This is a genomic window from bacterium, from assembly GCA_035559435.1.
GTDB lineage: Bacteria > Zixibacteria > MSB-5A5 > WJJR01 > WJJR01 > JACQFV01.
On record DATMBC010000075.1, the window covers coordinates 27,800 to 45,854 of the forward strand.

Sequence of the window (18,055 nt, forward strand, 5' to 3'; positions counted from 1 at the left end):
ATGAGACGAGGTTGGGGACGAGAACTGTCGTGTGCGCTGGCGGTGGGGACCGCGGCGCTGGCGTTGACGTTCTCGCATGAGGCCCGCTCGCAGGCGCCGCTTGATCCGCCGGGGAATCTGCCTTACGACGGGGCGCATCTGTCGCCGAGCGACGGAGTGCTGCGCGATCCGGCGCTGCCGCGCGGCGACTGCGGCCAATGCCACATCACGCACGCGGAGACGCAGCCGCAGGCGCAGAACCTGTTTGCGCCGAACAACAACATGCTTTGCTACTCGACCAGCGGCATCGGCGGCTGTCATATCAACCGCCCCGACGGCGGCGCCGCCGGCTACCCGGCGCAGGAGCAGGACCGGTTCCCCGACCAGCATCCCTACCACGGCTACTTTGAGGCCGGCGCGGGAGGCGTGCGCGTGCCGGGGGTCAACAACCGCACCCGATGGCCGGGCAAACTGATCTGGGAGAACACCGCCTACTCGGCGCATTACGCGAGCCCGTCTATGCCGCGTCTGGACAACACCGGCCGGGGCTCATGCCTCAATTGCCACGATCCCCACAACGGCGCGACGCCGTATGATCAACTCAAGCGCCGTTACGGTCCAATCGCCGGTTCGGGCACCAACGCCGCCCCGGCCGAATATGCCCTGTGCCTGGACTGTCACGGTCCCAGCGGACCCTCCGGGCTTACGCCCGAATCGCGCCGGATCGCCGACTTCTACAGCCGTGTCAGTTCCGGTTCCTCACGCGCCGGCCATGCGATTTCCTACACCCGCGGCGCGGTCAAGCGGGGCGATCGGCTGCCCTGCTACGATTGCCACAACCCGCATGGCTCAGCCGGCAGCGACGGGCAGCATCCCAACGGTTATCTCATCTCCGATCAACGACCCGGTTGGTATGGCCTGACCGACATCAGGAACGACGCGGCGCAGGTGCGGCGTTTCTGCACCGGCTGCCATGCCTATCCGGATCAACCGGGCAGCGGGGGAACGGTCGAAGGCATCCGGCCGAAGGCGCTGCCGAATGAATACCCGCATCGCTCGTACGAGACCAAGCATTGCTACGACTGTCACGGGCGCGACTACTCCAGCCCCGGCGGATTCAACGTGCACAATCCCTCCTCGGGAGAACACGGCGGAGGCGATTGATACGCGGTCCCGGTGTCACCGATGGTTGGCGGGTGTGCCGGGGCGTGCCCTGGGAACGATCGCTCTGGTGTGGGCGGCCGCATGCCCCGCGGCGGCGCAGGAAATCGGCGGATCGATGAAACTCGACTACCAGAGCACATCCGCCGGCGCGGAGGCGGATGCCAATGAATCGGTCGCGCAGCAATACTATCTGCGGCTGACCGACCGTCTCTTTGTCAAGAACCTGTTGGTGTTCACCGGCAACTTCTACTACCGCACCGGCAACGCGGTTCAGCCGGTGGATTTTCGCCCGCGCTATGACCTGCAGCTCTCCAGCGCCGGCTATGGCGCGCGGGTCGGGTATGAGCCGTACACACTGCGTCGGGGCGGCGCGGCGCCCGATGAACAAAGCCGCCGCTGGCGCGCCAACGTGCAGCTGTCTCCGGCGAAGTGGCCGCGCCTGGCCTACGACATGTCGCGCTTCCGGACGGAAACGGCCGATCGGCCCGGCGGACGCGACAACTGGGATTCGTACATGATGAACTGGCAGGGAGGATCGCGAGTGCTGGCTACCACTTACTCCCGCCAGCGCCGGCACGCGCGCGACACGCTTTCGGAAACGGTCGAATCCTACCGCGCGATCGCCTCGATCGATCTGCCGCTGCCCGGCCAGGGGCGGCTCGGGCTCGGGTACAACTTCGACCGCACCTGGAATCGCCGCGTCGGCCAGGTCACGACCGCGGTCAATCAGCATGTGCCGACCGCCAATCTGTCCAGCCAGCCCGCCCGTTGGGTCTCGCTGACCGGTCAATACAGCGGCCGCTACATCCGCCGCGACGCGGGCGGCAACCCCACAGACAACACCGACGATCAACTCGCGACCGGTGTGCTCACTCTGATGCCCACCGCGCGCTGGTCGATTGGCGTGCTCCGCTACTTCGAACGGACCGAAGAACGGCAGGGCACCGAGTCCCGCAACACCGACTACTGGCAAGTGCGCGCCAACACCGACCGGATCTTCTTCCGCCGGATCAACAGCCAGTTCACCGTCTATCGCATCGCCTACCAGGGGGCGGGCAAGGGTGTTCGCTTTTCGGACGCCTACTTCGCGGCGCTGCGCGGCCGTCCGCATCGGCACGCCGAGCTGTCCACCGAGGTCAGTTTGGCCGACCGGCACGGACTGCAGGCGGTGCGCTACGCGGTCAGCGGCACCTCCTATTTGCGTCTGTATCCGACACACGGCTCGCAGGCGCAGGTGTCCTACAATGCCATCGCCGAGGGCAAGCGGCTCTCGGAGTTTGACATCAGCGAGGAGAGCGTCTCCGGCTCAATGCAGTACTCGCCGGATGCCAGACTGAGCTTCACCGGAACCAGCACTCTGCGCCGCAACCGGCTCCTGGAGTCGTCGTGGACGATGATCTGGAGTGTGGCGACGACCTATCGCCTGGCATCGGTGGCCAACGCCAGCGCGTACTACGCCAGCCGCGAGACCGCCCGGACCGCCGGGGCCACCGCCCCCGCGGAGGCGGCCTCTTCCTGGATCCTGACGTTCGATTACTGGCTGAGCCCATCAACGACCATCTCAGTGAACTACACATGGCGCGGCAGCGGCCGTGACACACATGACATCTGGGGCGCGGGATTCTCGGCCCAATTCTGACCATGCGCGAGGTGAACTCATGAGATTTGCCAATGTCCTTGTCATCGCATCCCTGACGGCGCTGCTGGTGTCGTGTTCCGGCACGCGCTCCTATGTCAATCCCGACGCCGATATGGCGTACTACCGCCGTGTCGGCGTGGCCGCCTTCGAATCTCTGGCCGAAGATTCGCGGGCCGGGCAGAAGTTGCAGCGCATCTTTCTGACCGAATTGTTGAAGAAGGGCAAATTCGACCTGGTGCCGCAGGGTCAGTTCGACAAGGTGGAACTGGAAGTGCGCAACAAGCAGGGGCTGGCTTTTCCGGCGGCGTTGGATTCGGCGGCGCTGGCTGCCATCGCGCAGCAAACCGGCGCGCAGGGGATCATCATCGGCACCGTGCGCGACTACCGGATGGAACGGGTCGGGCAGGAGGAATTCCCGATGGTGGCGTTCTCGCTGAAGTTAATCGATGCCCCCACCGGGCGGGTGGTCTGGGATGTGTCGGTCGGCGAACGCGGCGGGCCGAAACTGCCGGTGATTTCGCTGGGCGAGACGCACACGTTGAGCGAACTGGCCACCAAACTCTGCCGCCGGGCGCTGGGGACGTTGCCATGACACGGTGTGCACTGGCCGCGCTGGCGCTTGTTGTCGCGCTGTATGGCGCCCTCCGGGCCGAGCCGCTGACGGTGACTTGTCCGGATGGCCGGGAAGTGCTCTGCCGGCTCCTGGATGACCTCGACGCTTGCGGGCGTCCGCAGGTCGCCGGCGGATGCGGGGGCGTGTCGCTCCTGTACCGGGACTCGGTGCTGGCGGTCGATTCGCTGGTGATTCGCATCTGGTCGGTGGCGGACACCTGCGGGGAGGCGCAGGTCTGCTTCCAGCCGCTGACACTTCTGCCCGGACGACCCCGACTCGCCGTCTTGCCGCTTGAAAACCTCTCGACGGCCGAGGAAGGGGCGCGGGTATTGCAGCGGCTTCTGGAGGAGGCGCTGGCTGGTCTCGAGCCGGCCGAGCTCATCGCGCCGGCGAAGGTCGACGATGCGGTGATGCGCGGACGAGTGCGGCAGCCGGTGTTGATGGATGATGAACAGCGGGCGCGGCTAAGCAGGGCGCTGGACGCGCAATATCTGGTGGTCGGCTCGCTGCTTAACTACGAAATCTACCAGGACCAGTACTCCGGGCCGATCCCGATGATCAGCTGTGTGTTGCAGCTTCAGCGGGCCTCCGACGGCCGCACCTTGTGGTCCGAGTCGCTGCATGCGGTCGGCAACGATGGGGAATGGCTGTTTGCGCTGGGGGTGGAGCATGACATCACCCGTCTGGGCCGCAATCTGGCGCGCAAAGCGGCCCGCGCGCTGGCAAAGCACATCGCCGATGCCCCCTGCGCGCCGCGCGCCGATTAGCGGCGTGCCAACCGGTGTAATTGCGGCGAACTTTGTGTCACAATCACGGCAGACTCCTCGACTTACTGCCGAGATGGTCGTCGCACGGCCCCCGTCGGGCTTCGAATCGGGCGTGACCGTTGACGTTGGCGCGTGTCGATTCTGACAGCTCCTCGCACTTTTCTTTCGTGATTGGCACGGCGTTGCGCTGTCAAAACAAGAGAAAGGTTTCACAAAATCCGTTGACTTTTCCCGAGTAAACGCGATCTTTTGCTTCGTCGGGCGTCACCGCGGCGACCCCCCGTGGGCGTCGCGGCGGCAAACACTGTATCCGGTACTCGCCAAGACGCGTCGCATGTGCCACATACGAACCAGCGCTGTATCCCCAAGAGATTGTGAAAATAATCGCAAAGTAAATATATATGTGACGCTTTTTGTCCTGATCGTCGCGGCCGTGATTCCCGGCGCATCCGTGCGTGCGCAAGTCTCGCCGTGGGAGGTCACGGCCATTCTCACCGAGTCTGCCAGCGGGAAACCGTATCGCGCCATCGTCGGACTCTTCGCCGATCCGGTGACGGGCGAGTTGTACGTCCTCGATGGCGGGCGCAGAATGATCGACGTGCTCGATTCGACCGGTCTGCCGCGCTACTCGTTTGTCCACTGGATCACCGACCCGCAGACGGGGCGTCGCGTGCCGGGTGAACCGCACGCGTTGGTGGTTTCGGCCGAAGGCGAGATTTTCATTACCGACTACTATTCCCGAATGATCGATGTGCTCAACATCCGCGGCGAGCGGATCGACCAGATCGATGTGCTTGAGGCCATCGGCTGGCATGATCCCTCGCTCCGTCCCGAGAAGATCGCGCTGGACGGAGAGGGGCGCCTCTACGTGAGCATCGCCGGCTCACGCACCGGGGTGGCGCGTTGCCTGACGGATGGGTCATCGTGCGAACTTTTGGTCAACACCACAGCGGAAGGAGTGCAGGCGATAACGGCGATGAGTGTTGCTCCGGATGGTCGATTCGCGGTCTTGGACTACCGCGGCGAACCGGCGGTGCGCGTCTACGATCCCAGCGGCCGGCTGATTGTGGCCTTTGCCGGGCACGATGTCGCGGAGGGGGATTTGTCCTATCCCGCGTCGTTCCTGTTTGCCGCTGACGGGTCGTATTGGATCGCGGACGCGCTTCGTCACGCGGTCAAGCACTATTCGGACAAGGGTGAATTCATCGAATACGTCGGGGGATACGGCGCCGGACCTGGCAGCGTCCGTTATCCCTCCGGAGTCACCGGGGATGGCGTCGGACGGCTGGTCGTGGCCGAGCGGGTCGGTGCTCGGATTCAGGAGTATGTCCTTCCCGGCGCGGTCTATGCCGCCCCCGCTCAACCCACACCCGCGTCCGGCCCAGGAACCGTCGTGGTGGACCCGGAAAGCGTTGAATGAGATTACAAGTCATGACGTACTCACACGTTTCAACCATCAACCTTGGGAGGCTTCACATGAAGCGTACCTTCGTGCTGATGGTCGCGCTCGTTCTCATCGTGCCTGTCGCAGTCATGGCCGGTGATTATCACAAGGGCGTGACCCTCAACTGTTCCGAGTGCCATGTAATGCATGGCTCTCAGCAGCACGGCTACAACGCCGACGGCAGCGGGGTGTTCACCCCGATCGGCGGCGCCCCGCCGTACCAGTACCTGCTCCGCAATGAGATCAACGCGCTCTGCCTGACCTGCCATAACAATCAGACCTTCGCGCCTGATGTCCTGGAGGCCAACGGCGGAACGGCCCCGACCACCGGTCGCCAAGGCGGCGCATTGAACATGAACAACACGGCGCCGTATTTCGCGTCCACCGGCCACACCTTGGGATCGCATGACGTGGCCCCGGGCGGCACGTTCAGCAACCCCCATGGACTCGAGTGCGTGGACTGCCACCAGCCGCACGGCCGGAGCAGCGGCACCAACACCAACCCCTATCGCAATCTGGGCAACTACGACGCCACCCACACGGTGTACACGGCGTACATGACCTATGCGATTGGGACCAACGATCTGACCAAGGACGTCTTCGAGCGCACCGCCAGTGGTTCGGATCACTATGACATCGGCAATGTCGACTTCAACGAACCGAACGTCACCGGCTCACGCTATGGCGACTTCTGCAAGAGCTGTCACACGAACTTCCATGGCAACTCGACCGACGCCCACATGGCCAACGCCGACGGCTGGCTGCGTCACCCGGCGGCCGAAGCGAATATCAGCATCTCGACGTTCGGCGCCCGTCTCTATCGTCCGAAGGTTATGAGCGCGACCGGCGATTGGGGCACGCAGGGCACGGCCTTCACCACCGGCCCGACCGACCTGACCCCGTCCTGCTTCTCGTGCCACCGGGCGCATGGCAACACCAACAGCTTTGGCATAATCCTTCAGGATGGTCTGTCGACCATCGGTGAAGACGGCACCGCGGGCGCGACGATGCGCACCACCTGCCGCACCTGCCATCGCCAGGGCTCGTAAGACGTTCGCGTTCCCGTCCCGCATCGGGGACGTTGTTCCGGGGGGACACCGCAACGGCGGTGCCCCCCCATTGTATGGAGTAACACGATGAGATCGCAGAGATATCAGAATCGCGCCGAGGACCACACGTGAGACCCATACTGTCAATCGTACCGATCCTGATGAGCATCGCGTCCGTGGCGATTGCGGCGAGCGGTCCTTCGCCTCTGCGTCCGATCCATTTGCGCACGGCCCCGCGGTCCCCGATGGCGGCCGGCGCCCAGGCTCTGGACACTTATCACAACGGCGTCACGTTGCGTTGCGCTGATTGCCATGTCATGCATCAGTCGAAACAACATCGACTCAACGATGACCCAGTCAATGATCCGTTTGGGGGATATCCCCAGAATTTTGCCGGGGGAGCGCATTTGCTGAAGACGGCGGATCCGATCGACCTGTGCCTGACATGCCACGACAACCAGCCCGGGATCCCCGATGTCGTCGGCACGGACATCAATGGCCTGGCGGCCCGTTCGGCGGGCTACTTCGCTGACATCGGAGAACGCAATCCCCGCGGGCATTCGTTGGAGCGCGGTCTGAAGACGGAAGATTACGAACTTTGCCTCCGTTGCCATTTCGGCGGGGAACTGGCCACCGCCTCGGTCACCTGCATCGACTGCCACAATCCGCACGGCAACGGCCGCCCGCGCAATCTGCAGTGGGCGTCCTACCCGGGCGGCGAGCCGCAGTTCGGGCTTCTGCAATCGGGGCCGGCCGCGGGTCTGGCGCGTTACGAGGAGGCGAATGTCGCCTACGGGACCGCCAATTCCGACCTGTTGCGCGAAGTCTCCAACATGTGCCTGGATTGCCACCATGTCTACAGCGGCGAGTCCTACATCGATCCCGACGGCGACGGATGGCACAATCGCCATCCTTCCTACGACAGCGAGCGCGGGTCGACCAACTCCATCGCTCAGGGCGCGGCGCGGGGCACTACCGACCCGTCGCACTGGGAAGCGGGGTCAGGCGCCGGATTCAACGGCACGTCGCGGCTGAAGTGGGTTGGCATCAACGCCACCGACTTTGTCACGGCCACGCAGGTCCAGGCGACGACCAACGGCGTGTTCTGCCTGAGCTGCCACCAGGCCCACGGGAATGGCCACGCGTTTGCCCTCCGTTGGGATCCGACGACCACTCCGGATGGCCTCGGTTGCGAGCAGTGTCATAATCGGACCGAATTGTAGGGCGTGTGATCGGCCTGTACGCCCTCCGGCCGGATGGTTTCCGGACACGGCAGCGTTGATTCTGTCAAAATCGCGAGTGAATCGGTCGGAATTGACCGCCGACGTCTTGCCCCCCGCGTAGATTCCATGCGGGCGGGAGGAGAACGCTAAATGATGAATGTTCAAAACATGACGCTGTGGCTGGCCGGACTGACGATGTTGGCGGCCATCGTGCTGTACGCGCGCGCACGCGATGCGCGCATGCTGCGCCTGGCCGACCGGATGGTCTACGCGCATCTGGGTCTGTTGTCGGCGGCGCTGGTCCTGCTCCTGGTCGCCTTTCTGGCGGACCAGTTCCAGTTCGCCTACGTCGCGCACAATTCCTCGCTGGCCCAGGAGCTCTTCTATAAGATCTCCGCGGTCTGGGCGGGGCAGGAGGGGACATTCCTGCTCTGGGCCTGGATGGTCGCCGTCATGGCCGTCTTCGTCATCCGCCGCGGCGGCGAATATCATCGCTGGGCGATGGTCTATGTGCTCGCGACCCAGGCGTTCCTCATGCTCCTCCTGTTTGTCCGCTCGCCGTTCGCGCCGGTGGAGGGCGGCGTTCCGGCCGACGGCAGCGGGATGAACCCGCTTCTGAAGGATCCGTGGATGGTGATCCATCCGCCGATCGTCTTCATCGGGTATGCCGCGTTCACCATTCCCTTTGCCTACGTCATCGCCGCGCTAACGATGCGGTCGTTCAGGTCGCTGGCGACCACAATTTTCCCGTGGGTGGCCTTTGCGACCGTGACGTTGGGCGCCGGCATCTTCATTGGCGGTTTCTGGGCTTACAAGGTGCTGGGGTGGGGAGGGTACTGGGGCTGGGATCCGGTGGAGAACGCTTCGCTGGTGCCGTGGCTGACCGGCATGGCGCTTCTGCACGCCCTCATTCTCTATCGCACCAAGGGGCAGCTCCCCAAGACCACAATGTGGCTGGCCTGTGTGTCGTACATCCTGGTGGTGTATGGCACCTTCCTGACGCGGTCCGGCGTGCTGTCCGATTTTTCGGTGCACTCGTTCGCCGATGCCGGTATCAACTCGTACCTGTCGGCCTTTCTGTTCATCGTCGCGCACATCTCCTTCATCATGCTGCTGATGCGCGGCCGCAAGGTGACCGGCCCGCCCATTCCCAAAGCGATCAGTTCGCGGGAGTTCGGGCTGGTGACCGGCGTGCTGCTTTTCTGCCTGGCCGCGGCGTTTGTGATCCTCGGGACGTCGTCACCGATTCTCACTGGCCTGGTCGGGAATCCCTCGAATGTGGCGATGAGTTACTACAACCAGGTCTCGTTGCCGATCGGCATCCTCATCGCGCTGGTGCTGGGATTTTCGCCCTTCCTGCTGGTCGAACGCACCCAGTGGGGCGAACTCTTCCGGACGGTCATCTGGTCGATCATCGCTGCCACGGTGGTGACCGTTGGGGCGATTTTATTGACGACACTGGCGCCGTTGCACGCGGTTTTGATTTTCGTCTCGGTGGCGGCGCTGGCGTCCAACGGCCTGGCGATCTGGCGGTTTTCGCACGGGCATCCATTGCGGATGGCCGGGCACCTGACCCATCTCGGATTCGCGGTCATGCTGCTTGGGATCATCGCGTCGGCCGCGTATTCGGGCGAGGAGACGCTGACTTTGCGCTCGGGCGAAACGGGTGAATCCTACGGCACGCAGATTCAATTTCTCCGCGCGGTCAAAGGCGAGACCACCGAAGACGGTTATCTCGATCTTCGCCTCGTGCGCGGAAACGACACGACCGTGGCGCATCCGAAGCTCTACATCTCCGAGTATTCACAGCAAGTGATGCGCACCCCGCACATCGAGAAGGGGTTCCTTTCCGATCTCTACATCGCGCCGCTGGACCATCAGGCCTCAGCCCACGCCGGCCACGGTCTGACGCTGACCAAGGGTCAGACCTCCTCCTATGGCGGCTGGAATCTGAGCTTTGTCCGCTATGACATGTCGCAGCATGGCGAGGGCGGCGCCATGAAGGTTGGCGCGGTCATCAACGCCGAACAGAATGGCACATCCTACGAGATCATCCCGTCGATGGAGTCCACGGTGTCGGGCAAGCACTCCCCGATCGTCCGGATCCCCGGCACGGAGATGGGGCTCTCGCTGGTCGGGATGTCGGTGGAGCAGCGATCGGTCACGCTGGAGATCGATGACCCCACGACGGGGCAGATGGCCGGCGGCGAGTCGCTGGTTCTGTCGGTGTCGCGCAAACCGTTGACCAGTTTGGTCTGGGCCGGCTGCATCCTGATCACCCTCGGTACCGGCTTTTCCTACTGGCGCCGTCGGGTCGAGGAGAAACTCGTGATCGCGCACGATCATCCCGCTTCCGCGTTCCCCGGCCTCCCCAAAGGGGGCCGTCTGAAGACCACGCTGCCGCATTAGCCGTACCAGTGACGGCGCCATTGCATCCCCCGTTGACAGGATCGACGGGGGATGTCTGTTTTGAGGTAGAACAATTGGCGGGAATCCACGTAACAGAGAGCATGGCGACCTTCATCATCTGGCTCATCCTGTTTGTCGTGTGCTGGCCGCTGGCGCTGTTGGCGTTGGTGCTCTACCCGATTGTCTGGCTGCTCTTGCTGCCGTTTCGGATTCTCGGAATCGCGGTTGACGCGGTCTTCGAGGTGCTGCGCGCAATCCTCACGCTGCCGGCGCGCCTTCTCGGCGGGCCGCGCAGGGTTGCCTAGACCGGCTGCCGTACCATGACGTAGTGCGGGCCGACGCCGGGTATCTCAAACTCGTCTCCGACCGTGACGAATCCGTGTTTGCGGTAGAAAGGCACCGCGCGGGTGCGGGCGTTGCACCAGATGAGCGCGCCGTCCTTGGCGCGCACATGTTCGATGCAGGCGGAAAGCACCAGCGCCCCGATGCCTTGCCCCTGCCGCGCCGGGTCGGTGGCCATGCCGCGCAGCCGCCAGGTGTTGGGCGGATCATCCGCGCGCGGGCAAATCGCCATGGAGGCCACACCGACGACTTCGCCATGGCGGAAGGCGGCGAAGTGCGCGGTGGTGGGCTCATCGTCCTGCGCCCAGATGCAGTCGGCGAAGGGACGGCCGGGACGCAGGACCTTGTGGCGCAGTGGATAGATGACCTGCGCGGGAACGATCCGGACCTGAATCTCATCGTGCTCTGCCATATCCGTCAATCCACTCCATGGGCGAACGTTGGCGCATTGAGCCGCTCGAGAAATCCCCGCGCCCGCTCGAAACTGCCCAGCAATGTGACCGGATTGTGTGTGCCGCCGGTGTAGAGGAAGACGGCGTAATCGGGGGCTGTCAGACCGGCATCGTCGAAGACGTCCCGCAGACGCTCGGCCTCGCCGACCGGCACGATGTTGTCGGATCGGCCATGATGCGCCTGGGTCGGCGGCAGCCGGTCGACAAAGTAAACCGGCGAGCGGCGCAGCATCGCCAGCCGGACGTCGCTGTAACTCATCGTGCCACTCTTCAGCGGCTGGATGATCTCGGCGTTCAAGGCCTGCAGCCCGGGCAACGGACGCAATGAGCCGGTGAGCGCATCCTCGAAGACATCCTGCGCGAAGTCGCCGTAGAAGTCGGTCGGGCCGAAGAACTCGATTACCAAATCGATCCGCTCATCGCGAATCCCCATCAACATCCCGACGCATGCGCCGCGGCTGAAGCCTACCACGCCGATCCGGTCCGGATCGGCCGCCGGAACCAGCGACAGGGCGCTGTTGACCAGCGCGAGGGCATCGTCGACATCGTAATCCCAGGGGCTGGCGGCGCCGGTCGACTGGTAGACCGCGCCCTGGTATCGCAGCGGCTCGGAACGGAACGATGGGATCAGGTATACGTAATCATCCTGGGCGCTGGCCAGCGCGACGGTCAGGATCGTGAGCAATTCGCTGACATCCACGCCTTCGTCGCCGCCGTGCGAATAGACAACCAGTGGCAGCGATGCCGCCCCGGCATTGTCAGGCGCAATCGCCGCGCCGAAGTGGGTGACCCCGCCGACGGTGTGCGAAATGATGCTGACCGTGGCGGCGGTGCCGCCCAGCGAAACAGGGGAAGAGTTCACAATCACCGCGCCGCCGGCCGCCACCGACCGCGCCGCCCAGTCGGCCACGACCGCCTGCTTTTCCTGCGCGGTCGGCGGCTGGAACAACTGGGTGAGGTTGATGCCCTCCACAATGTGATCGCCATCGTCACTGCCCGTTGAGGAACTGCTGCAGGCCAGGAGCGTCATCGTCGTGGCGCAGGTCAGCACGGCGACGAGCATGTGACGCCCGCGCGGGCATTCTCTGACCAACGCATTCTGTTTCGAGATATCCACAAGCGCCCCGTTGGTTTGGGATTCCCCGGTACCTTCAATTTAACGATCAGTTTACGCCCCCGTCATGTTCCGGCAACGAGGGGTCGGTTCCATCGAACGCATCGATCCCGATATGTGGCGGACACGATCTGACGTCGTGTCTTACGAACCGGGGTCATGAAGCCAAGATAACGAATCACGGGATGGAGAAGACAGATCGCAGGCGAGGAGCGCGAGAAATGTTCAAGCGAGCGATTCATGCCATCGTCCTGATCGTCGCCATGCTGGCGGCGCTCGGCGCGTCCGCCCATGGCGCCACGGGACAGATTGTCGGAACGATCCTCGACGTGCGGACCGGCGAACCGTTGATCGGCGCCAGCGTGCTGATCGAGGGAACCAGTGTGGGGGCGGCCTGCGACATTGACGGGCGCTACACGATTCGCAACGCGCCGGAGGGGACGCACACCCTGGTGGTGGCGAGTCTTGGCTACGCGACGAAGAAGATCACGCAGGTGGCCGTCAAGGCGGGCGAGACGCTGAGCGTGGATGTGTCCCTGGCGGAGGCGGTCACGGAGATGAAGGCGATCGAGGTGACGGCCGAACGGGCGCGCGCCACCGAATCGTCGGTGCTGATCAAGCGCCGGTCGGCGGTCAACGCGACCGACGGTGTCTCGGCGGAGATGATGCGCAAGGCCGGTGACGCCGACGCCGGCGACGCGGTCCGGCGGATGGTCGGCGTCTCTGTGGTCGGCGGCCGCAGTCTGGTGGTCCGCGGAATGGGCGGACGTTACTCGTCGGTCAGTCTCAACGGCTCGCCGATGCCCAGCCCCGAACCGGAAAAGCGCGAAGTGCCGCTGGACTTGTTCCCAACGAGTCTGCTGGATGAGGTGGTGGCGTCCAAGACCTACACCCCCGACATGCCGGCGACCTTCGGCGGCGGCGGTGTCAATTTGTCAACCCGCGACTTCCCCACCGGTCGGGAGATCTCGTTTTCGGCGTCGGGATCGTATAACTCCGCCACGACCGGGAATGCCCAGCTGACCTACGATGGCGGCGAGAAGGAATTCGCCGGGCTGTTCAATCTGGGCGTTGATGACGGCTCGCGCGCGATGCCGTCCGAACTGATGGACCCGGGCTGGGGCGCCAGCGACTCGGCGCGCGAGGCCGCCGGCGAAGCGCTGGCCGCCGGCCGGCAATGGACGCCCACGCGCACCAAGGCGCCGCTGAATCGCAGTTACAATTTGAACATAGGTGACGTGTTCGCGCTGGGCCGGCAGACCGACCTCGGTGTCGCCACCTCGCTGTCTTACGGCAGCTCCTACCGGGCATCGAAGGAACTCTATCGCGAGTACCGCGGCGCCGGCGGCGTCAAAGATCTGGAATTGAATGTCGAACGCGGTGTCACCACGGTTCTGTGGGGCGGGCTGTTGAACTCGGCGCTCCGGCTCTCCCCGAACCACCGGCTCTACTTCCGTGGCCTGCACAATCGCACGGCCGACGATGAAGCGCACATGGGGTATGGTTACGACCTGCTGACCAGCTCCTCAATCGAAGATGTCCGTCTCCGATACTCATCCCGGCGGATCACCTCGGGGCAAATTGGCGGAGACCACAATCTTCAATGGCTCCTCGGCTCGATCATCGGCTGGCGCGCAGTCGTCTCCGGCGCCGACCGCGACGATCCGGCCATGCGCTCGAATCTCTATTCATTAGACGTCGTGGACGGCGACACAACGCGCACATGGTATCAAGCCGGGTACTCCGGCGCCTTTATTGACATCGCCTTCGAAGACCGCGACAATCAATTCGGGCTCGATTGGACCCTGCCGTTTGTGGCGTCGGGCTCAAAGCTCAAGTTTGGCGGAATATTCCAGGCGCGGACGCGTGACTTTCGGTCCAGCCGGTTCCGCTATGTCACCACCTCTGGATTGGTCTCACGCGACGGGTACGCGGAGCAGATCTTCACGGCCGACCAGATTGCCGGCCGAAAGAATCGGGGGTTTGCTTTGGAGTCCGGGTCGCGCGGGACCGACGTGTACGATGTCAACGAACATGTGGCCGCCGGATATGCGATGCTGGAGCTCCCTGTTGGACCGCGGGTGAAACTCATGCTTGGCGGGCGGTATGAAGACCTTGTTATGCTGATGAACACGGGACATCCTGACACGGTCGGTCCGCTCAACATCTCAATGCACACGGGAGATTGGTTCCCCGCCGCAAATCTGGTCGTCACGGTATCGGACCGCATCTACTTGCGCGCCGGACTGAGTCGGACTGTGGCACGGCCCGAGTATCGTGAAATCGCCCCGTTCCAATTTCAGGATTATGTCCAGGGACGGCCCGTGCAGGGAAATCCCGGGCTTCGGTCGACCTACATCACCGGCTACGATCTGCGGGCGGAGATGTATCCCGGCCCCGGCGAGGTGCTCGCCGTCAGTCTGTTTGCCAAGGGATTTGACGACCCGATTGAGTTCACTTCGATCGATGGCGGGCGCCCCATCATCACCTGGGAGAACGCGGACGAAGCCAAAAACATGGGAGTCGAATTCGAGGCACGCAAGTCGTTGGGCTTCCTGAGTTCCGCGCTGAGCGCGGCCACCATCGGCGGCAATCTCACAATTATCGAGTCGCAGGTGGTCTATCGTGACTCGGGACTCTACCAGTACGAAATCGACCGTCCACTCACCGGGCAGTCGCCCTACACGCTGAACTTCGTTCTCGGCTATGTCACCCCGGACGGCAAGACCGACGCAAACGTGATCCTGAACGCCTTCGGCAGACGAGTGGTCGGTCTCGATAACGCCTTTGCGCCCCCTTACTACGAGCAGCCGCGGCAGGAACTGGACGTGTCGGTTGCACGACGGCTCTGGCAGGGTGTGACAGCCAAACTCAGCGTCAAGAATCTGCTGGGCGCAGACTACGAGGAAAAACAACGGCAGATCGGCGGAGAACTCGCCGGGCAGGACGTCCTTGTCAAGCGCCGGGAAATCGGGCGCTCGTTCTCGCTGGGGTTCTCTTACTCGCTGTAGCGGGCGCCGCCATCGCGGCGGCCTGCCGCGCTGGCGCCGAATCTTTCGTGGAATTTACTCCGCCCTGACGCCGGCGACGCCGGGCGGCACGACCCTGAGCGCATTGCCGGCGGCCCATCCAGCCGCCCCGGGAGGACCCATGAGGAACCGATCACGCCGCCGAGCCGCCAAAGTTGTCTGGCATCCGTTGTCGCTGCAACAGTTGGCGCCCGGCCGATTCATCAATGTTGTGAACAGCATACTGAGCGGCAGGAGCGTCGTCCGCACGGGCACGCTGCGGTCGGCAACCTCAGTAAGCGAGGACGAACAGCCGATCCGTCCGACGCGCGTTTTGTCCGATACGGCCGTAAACGCGTAGCTTCGCCGGTCCCTGGTGTGGGAGACGGTCCGTCAGTCGCGAATACTGACGAGCTTGTACCGCCCGTCCTGCTCGAGTATCGAGCCGAAGATCCCCAGCACCATTTCCTCACCGGCAGCGTCCCGGACTCTGACCTCGGTCCCTTTGTGGACGATCAGGTGCCCGTACTTCTCCTCGGGCCGGTTGAATTTCACTGACACGAGTTCGAATCGCTGCCCGCCATAATCGGCTAAGGCGCGACGGATTCCCTTGATGTTGCGTTGTTCCAGCATGTACCAGGCCAATGCGAGATCCTTGTGGCCGGTCGTGTCCTTCCCAATGGGCATATGCGGCACCAGGATCGAATCATGCTCGAAGCGCGTGATCCGAATCGTCTCAAGGGCCAGTGTGTCGCAGGCGGCCAGGGCCACCAGCACCCGTTGACAGAGCGTCGCGGGAGAGTCGTAGGAATTGGTCAGAGTCATCAAATCGGGCGACTTCCGGCCGCATCCGACCACCGCGCCGATCAAGACGCAGAGCACCGCAGTTCGAGCTGCGCGTTTCCGGGTCTGCAGGAGATTGTTCAACAACCAGCGAGTCGTTGTCATCGATATTCCTTTCATTGGGTTGTCGCCAGCGCAGATTCCAACGCAAAAAGAACCGCCCCGGCGGGGGAGGGGCCGGGGCGGTTTCTGCCGATGGATGCGTGGTTGACGTTTGCTGCACTCCCCACTTGAGTCTTCTGGCCGTTTGATTAGAACTGCGAGAAGTCGGTCCAGCCGAGCCACCAGGGCGACGCATCGTTGGCCGCGATTGCGCCCAGATATGTGGCCGTCGAGTCGAAGAAACCGTCGTTCGGCGGCGTACCGCCAACCTTGGTGTCGAGGTTGATCGGGTTGGAGCCGGTGATCGGACGGAAATCCGGGAAGCCCGCATCGCCGTAGTTGACTTCGACGAAGATCTCGGCCAGCGGCGCCGCAGGGGTCGCGTTGACATACGACTCGTTGGCGTACGCCGGATTGTCGCGGAACTGGTTTTCCAGAACGGTCGAGTCGCCGTCGCCGAAGAAGCGGTAATCGTACCACACCGAGTTCTTAATCGACAGGTCGCCGTTGGCGATGAGCGTGGCGGCGGGCGGGTTGTTGTCGATGTCGAGCGCCATACGGAACTTCGTCCACACCGTGTTATTAATGTCGCAGGCAGCGCCTCTGCGGATGTGATTGCCGGCGTTTTGCGAGGTTGCGAAGTTCGCGGTCTGGCCGATCACCGTCATGTTCCAGACCGTCGGCCTCATGCGCGGCAGAGAATCGACGAACGACGGGTGGTTGTCCCACTCGTTGCCAGTCGGGTTCGATGAGGAGGTCTTGGTCGGGTCCTGGATCGTGATCAGGAACTGGCCCTTCCACTGCGCACCCAGGTCGGAGTCGAAACCGTCATCGTCCGTGCCGGAGAGGACGATGTGTTTGACGTTGCAGCGTCCGCCGAACCATTCAATCCCGTCGTCCGCGTTCTGGTTGATCTGGATGTACTCCATCGTCGTGCCGTCGCCGACGCTGTTGAGCGTGATTCCGTTCAACTCATTGTCGGTGGTGAATTCGCGGCCTGCAAATTCGACGCGCAGGTATTTGTAGCACCCGCTGTTGTCGTTGGGATCGGTGCCGCCGCCGAGGCCGCCGTTCCCCTCGGCCTGATAGAGGTAGCTGGGAGCGTTGTTGTTTGGCGCAAAGCCATTGATCACGAGACCGCCCCAGTCGCCTCGATCGCGCAACCCGTCCGGAAGGAGACTTGTGAACACCACCGGATCGGTGGGGGTTCCGACCATATGTGCGTAACCCGTCCGACGAACGATGAACGCCGAAGGCGTGGCCAGGGAGGTGTCGCCCTCGACATCCGTGCCCGGCTGAATGCGCAGCGTGTCCGTCTTTGGGGTCGACCCCGTGCCGAGATCGGCGCGATCCTCTCCGATCGAGTAGACGCCGAAGAACCGGTATTGGATTGAGTCGTCGGCGATCAGCGTGTAGGTGCCCTGGCCGGACCGTCCGCTCAGCGCGTAGATGCGAAACGGTGTGGTCGCCGCCTGGCCGCGGAAGGCGACGTTGACGATGCCGACCACATCCTGCACGTTCACGACGCCGTCACCGTTGATATCGTCGGCGCCGAGGAAGCGTGAGTTCGGCTGTCCGCGGAAGGCCACATTGACCATCGAGACGACATCCTGCACGTTGGCGCGCACGCCGTCGCCATTGGGGTCGCCGATCAATGTCGGCGTCAGTGGGTCGCACTCGGCGCGGGCGATCGACGCGGCCGCGCCGACCAGCAGGCATCCGGTCGCGAACAGCGTGATCATTCGATGAAACTGCATTGCGAGTTCCTCCATGGGTCATGGGGACCCGGGTTGGTGGTGGCCACCCCGCTCGAGTCGGCCGCGGGATGGGTGAAACGGCAAGTATGGTGGAGCGGACGCTTGGCACGGCGTCGACGGGTTGTGTCTCGACCACCCGTCGGGCGCGAA

General features: G+C 63.7%; 14 protein-coding genes. 10 read left to right on the forward strand and 4 right to left on the reverse strand.

What is annotated here, in order from left to right; genetic code table 11:
* The 9 genes from VNN55_09250 to VNN55_09290 all read left to right on the forward strand — a co-directional run bounded on the left by VNN55_09250 (position 1) and on the right by VNN55_09290 (position 10,592).
* A complete protein-coding gene (locus VNN55_09250; protein HWO57738.1) occupies positions 1–1,143 on the forward strand; it encodes a hypothetical protein in 1,143 nt (380 codons plus the stop codon).
* Positions 1,144–1,177: 34 nt separating this feature from the next.
* A complete protein-coding gene (locus tag VNN55_09255) occupies positions 1,178–2,782 on the forward strand; it encodes a hypothetical protein (protein HWO57739.1) in 1,605 nt (534 codons plus the stop codon).
* Positions 2,783–2,801: 19 nt separating this feature from the next.
* Positions 2,802–3,374 carry a hypothetical protein gene (locus tag VNN55_09260; protein HWO57740.1) on the forward strand — a complete coding sequence of 191 codons (573 nt, stop codon included), beginning with the start codon at positions 2,802–2,804 and terminating at the stop codon, positions 3,372–3,374.
* Positions 3,371–4,162 carry a hypothetical protein gene (locus tag VNN55_09265; GenBank protein ID HWO57741.1) on the forward strand — a complete coding sequence of 264 codons (792 nt, stop codon included), beginning with the start codon at positions 3,371–3,373 and terminating at the stop codon, positions 4,160–4,162. The genes VNN55_09260 and VNN55_09265 overlap by 4 nt, the downstream gene beginning before the upstream one ends.
* A 403-nt stretch (positions 4,163–4,565) precedes the next feature.
* Positions 4,566–5,582, forward strand: coding sequence for a hypothetical protein (locus tag VNN55_09270; GenBank protein ID HWO57742.1), 1,017 nt, complete (start codon positions 4,566–4,568; stop codon positions 5,580–5,582).
* A 56-nt stretch (positions 5,583–5,638) separates the two neighbouring features.
* Positions 5,639–6,655: a hypothetical protein gene (locus VNN55_09275; GenBank protein ID HWO57743.1), complete on the forward strand. Its 1,017-nt coding sequence runs from the start codon at positions 5,639–5,641 to the stop codon at positions 6,653–6,655.
* Positions 6,656–7,062: 407 nt separating this feature from the next.
* Positions 7,063–7,878 (forward strand): cytochrome c3 family protein, encoded by an 816-nt coding sequence (locus VNN55_09280; GenBank protein ID HWO57744.1) that lies wholly within the window; start codon positions 7,063–7,065, stop codon positions 7,876–7,878.
* Between the two features lie 150 nt (positions 7,879–8,028).
* Positions 8,029–10,287, forward strand: coding sequence for a cytochrome c biogenesis protein CcsA (gene ccsA / locus VNN55_09285; protein ID HWO57745.1), 2,259 nt, complete (start codon positions 8,029–8,031; stop codon positions 10,285–10,287).
* Positions 10,288–10,388: 101 nt separating this feature from the next.
* Positions 10,389–10,592 carry a hypothetical protein gene (locus VNN55_09290; GenBank protein ID HWO57746.1) on the forward strand — a complete coding sequence of 68 codons (204 nt, stop codon included), beginning with the start codon at positions 10,389–10,391 and terminating at the stop codon, positions 10,590–10,592.
* Here VNN55_09290 and VNN55_09295 read toward each other — a convergent pair.
* Positions 10,589–11,041: a GNAT family N-acetyltransferase gene (locus tag VNN55_09295; GenBank protein HWO57747.1), complete on the reverse strand. Its 453-nt coding sequence runs from the start codon at positions 11,039–11,041 to the stop codon at positions 10,589–10,591. The genes VNN55_09290 and VNN55_09295 overlap by 4 nt on opposite strands.
* 5 nt (positions 11,042–11,046) lie before the next feature.
* Positions 11,047–12,144, reverse strand: coding sequence for a peptidase (locus VNN55_09300; GenBank protein ID HWO57748.1), 1,098 nt, complete (start codon positions 12,142–12,144; stop codon positions 11,047–11,049).
* A 272-nt stretch (positions 12,145–12,416) separates the two neighbouring features.
* Between VNN55_09300 and VNN55_09305 the strand changes: the two genes are divergently transcribed.
* Positions 12,417–15,206 (forward strand): TonB-dependent receptor, encoded by a 2,790-nt coding sequence (locus VNN55_09305; GenBank protein HWO57749.1) that lies wholly within the window; start codon positions 12,417–12,419, stop codon positions 15,204–15,206.
* A gap of 390 nt (positions 15,207–15,596) precedes the next feature.
* Here VNN55_09305 and VNN55_09310 read toward each other — a convergent pair whose 3' ends face one another.
* Entirely contained in the window at positions 15,597–16,151 is a 555-nt protein-coding gene (locus VNN55_09310) for a hypothetical protein (GenBank protein HWO57750.1), read from the reverse strand.
* Between the two features lie 146 nt (positions 16,152–16,297).
* The gene (locus VNN55_09315) at positions 16,298–17,905 is read right to left on the reverse strand and encodes a hypothetical protein (GenBank protein ID HWO57751.1); all 1,608 of its coding nucleotides are present in this window, start codon (positions 17,903–17,905) and stop codon (positions 16,298–16,300) included.
* Positions 17,906–18,055 lie beyond the last annotated feature (150 nt).

Bases quoted from the DNA above. Each gene is read 5' to 3' on its own strand.
- VNN55_09290 (HWO57746.1), top strand. From the start codon at position 10,389: ATGGCGACCTTCATCATCTGGCTCATCCTGTTTGTCGTGTGCTGGCCG.
- VNN55_09300 (HWO57748.1), bottom strand. From the start codon at position 12,144: ATGCTCGTCGCCGTGCTGACCTGCGCCACGACGATGACGCTCCTGGCC.
- ccsA (HWO57745.1), top strand. From the start codon at position 8,029: ATGATGAATGTTCAAAACATGACGCTGTGGCTGGCCGGACTGACGATG.
- VNN55_09265 (HWO57741.1), top strand. From the start codon at position 3,371: ATGACACGGTGTGCACTGGCCGCGCTGGCGCTTGTTGTCGCGCTGTAT.
- VNN55_09275 (HWO57743.1), top strand. From the start codon at position 5,639: ATGAAGCGTACCTTCGTGCTGATGGTCGCGCTCGTTCTCATCGTGCCT.
- VNN55_09260 (HWO57740.1), top strand. From the start codon at position 2,802: ATGAGATTTGCCAATGTCCTTGTCATCGCATCCCTGACGGCGCTGCTG.
- VNN55_09310 (HWO57750.1), bottom strand. From the start codon at position 16,151: ATGACAACGACTCGCTGGTTGTTGAACAATCTCCTGCAGACCCGGAAA.
- VNN55_09315 (HWO57751.1), bottom strand. From the start codon at position 17,905: ATGCAGTTTCATCGAATGATCACGCTGTTCGCGACCGGATGCCTGCTG.
- VNN55_09305 (HWO57749.1), top strand. From the start codon at position 12,417: ATGTTCAAGCGAGCGATTCATGCCATCGTCCTGATCGTCGCCATGCTG.
- VNN55_09295 (HWO57747.1), bottom strand. From the start codon at position 11,041: ATGGCAGAGCACGATGAGATTCAGGTCCGGATCGTTCCCGCGCAGGTC.
- VNN55_09250 (HWO57738.1), top strand. From the start codon at position 1: ATGAGACGAGGTTGGGGACGAGAACTGTCGTGTGCGCTGGCGGTGGGG.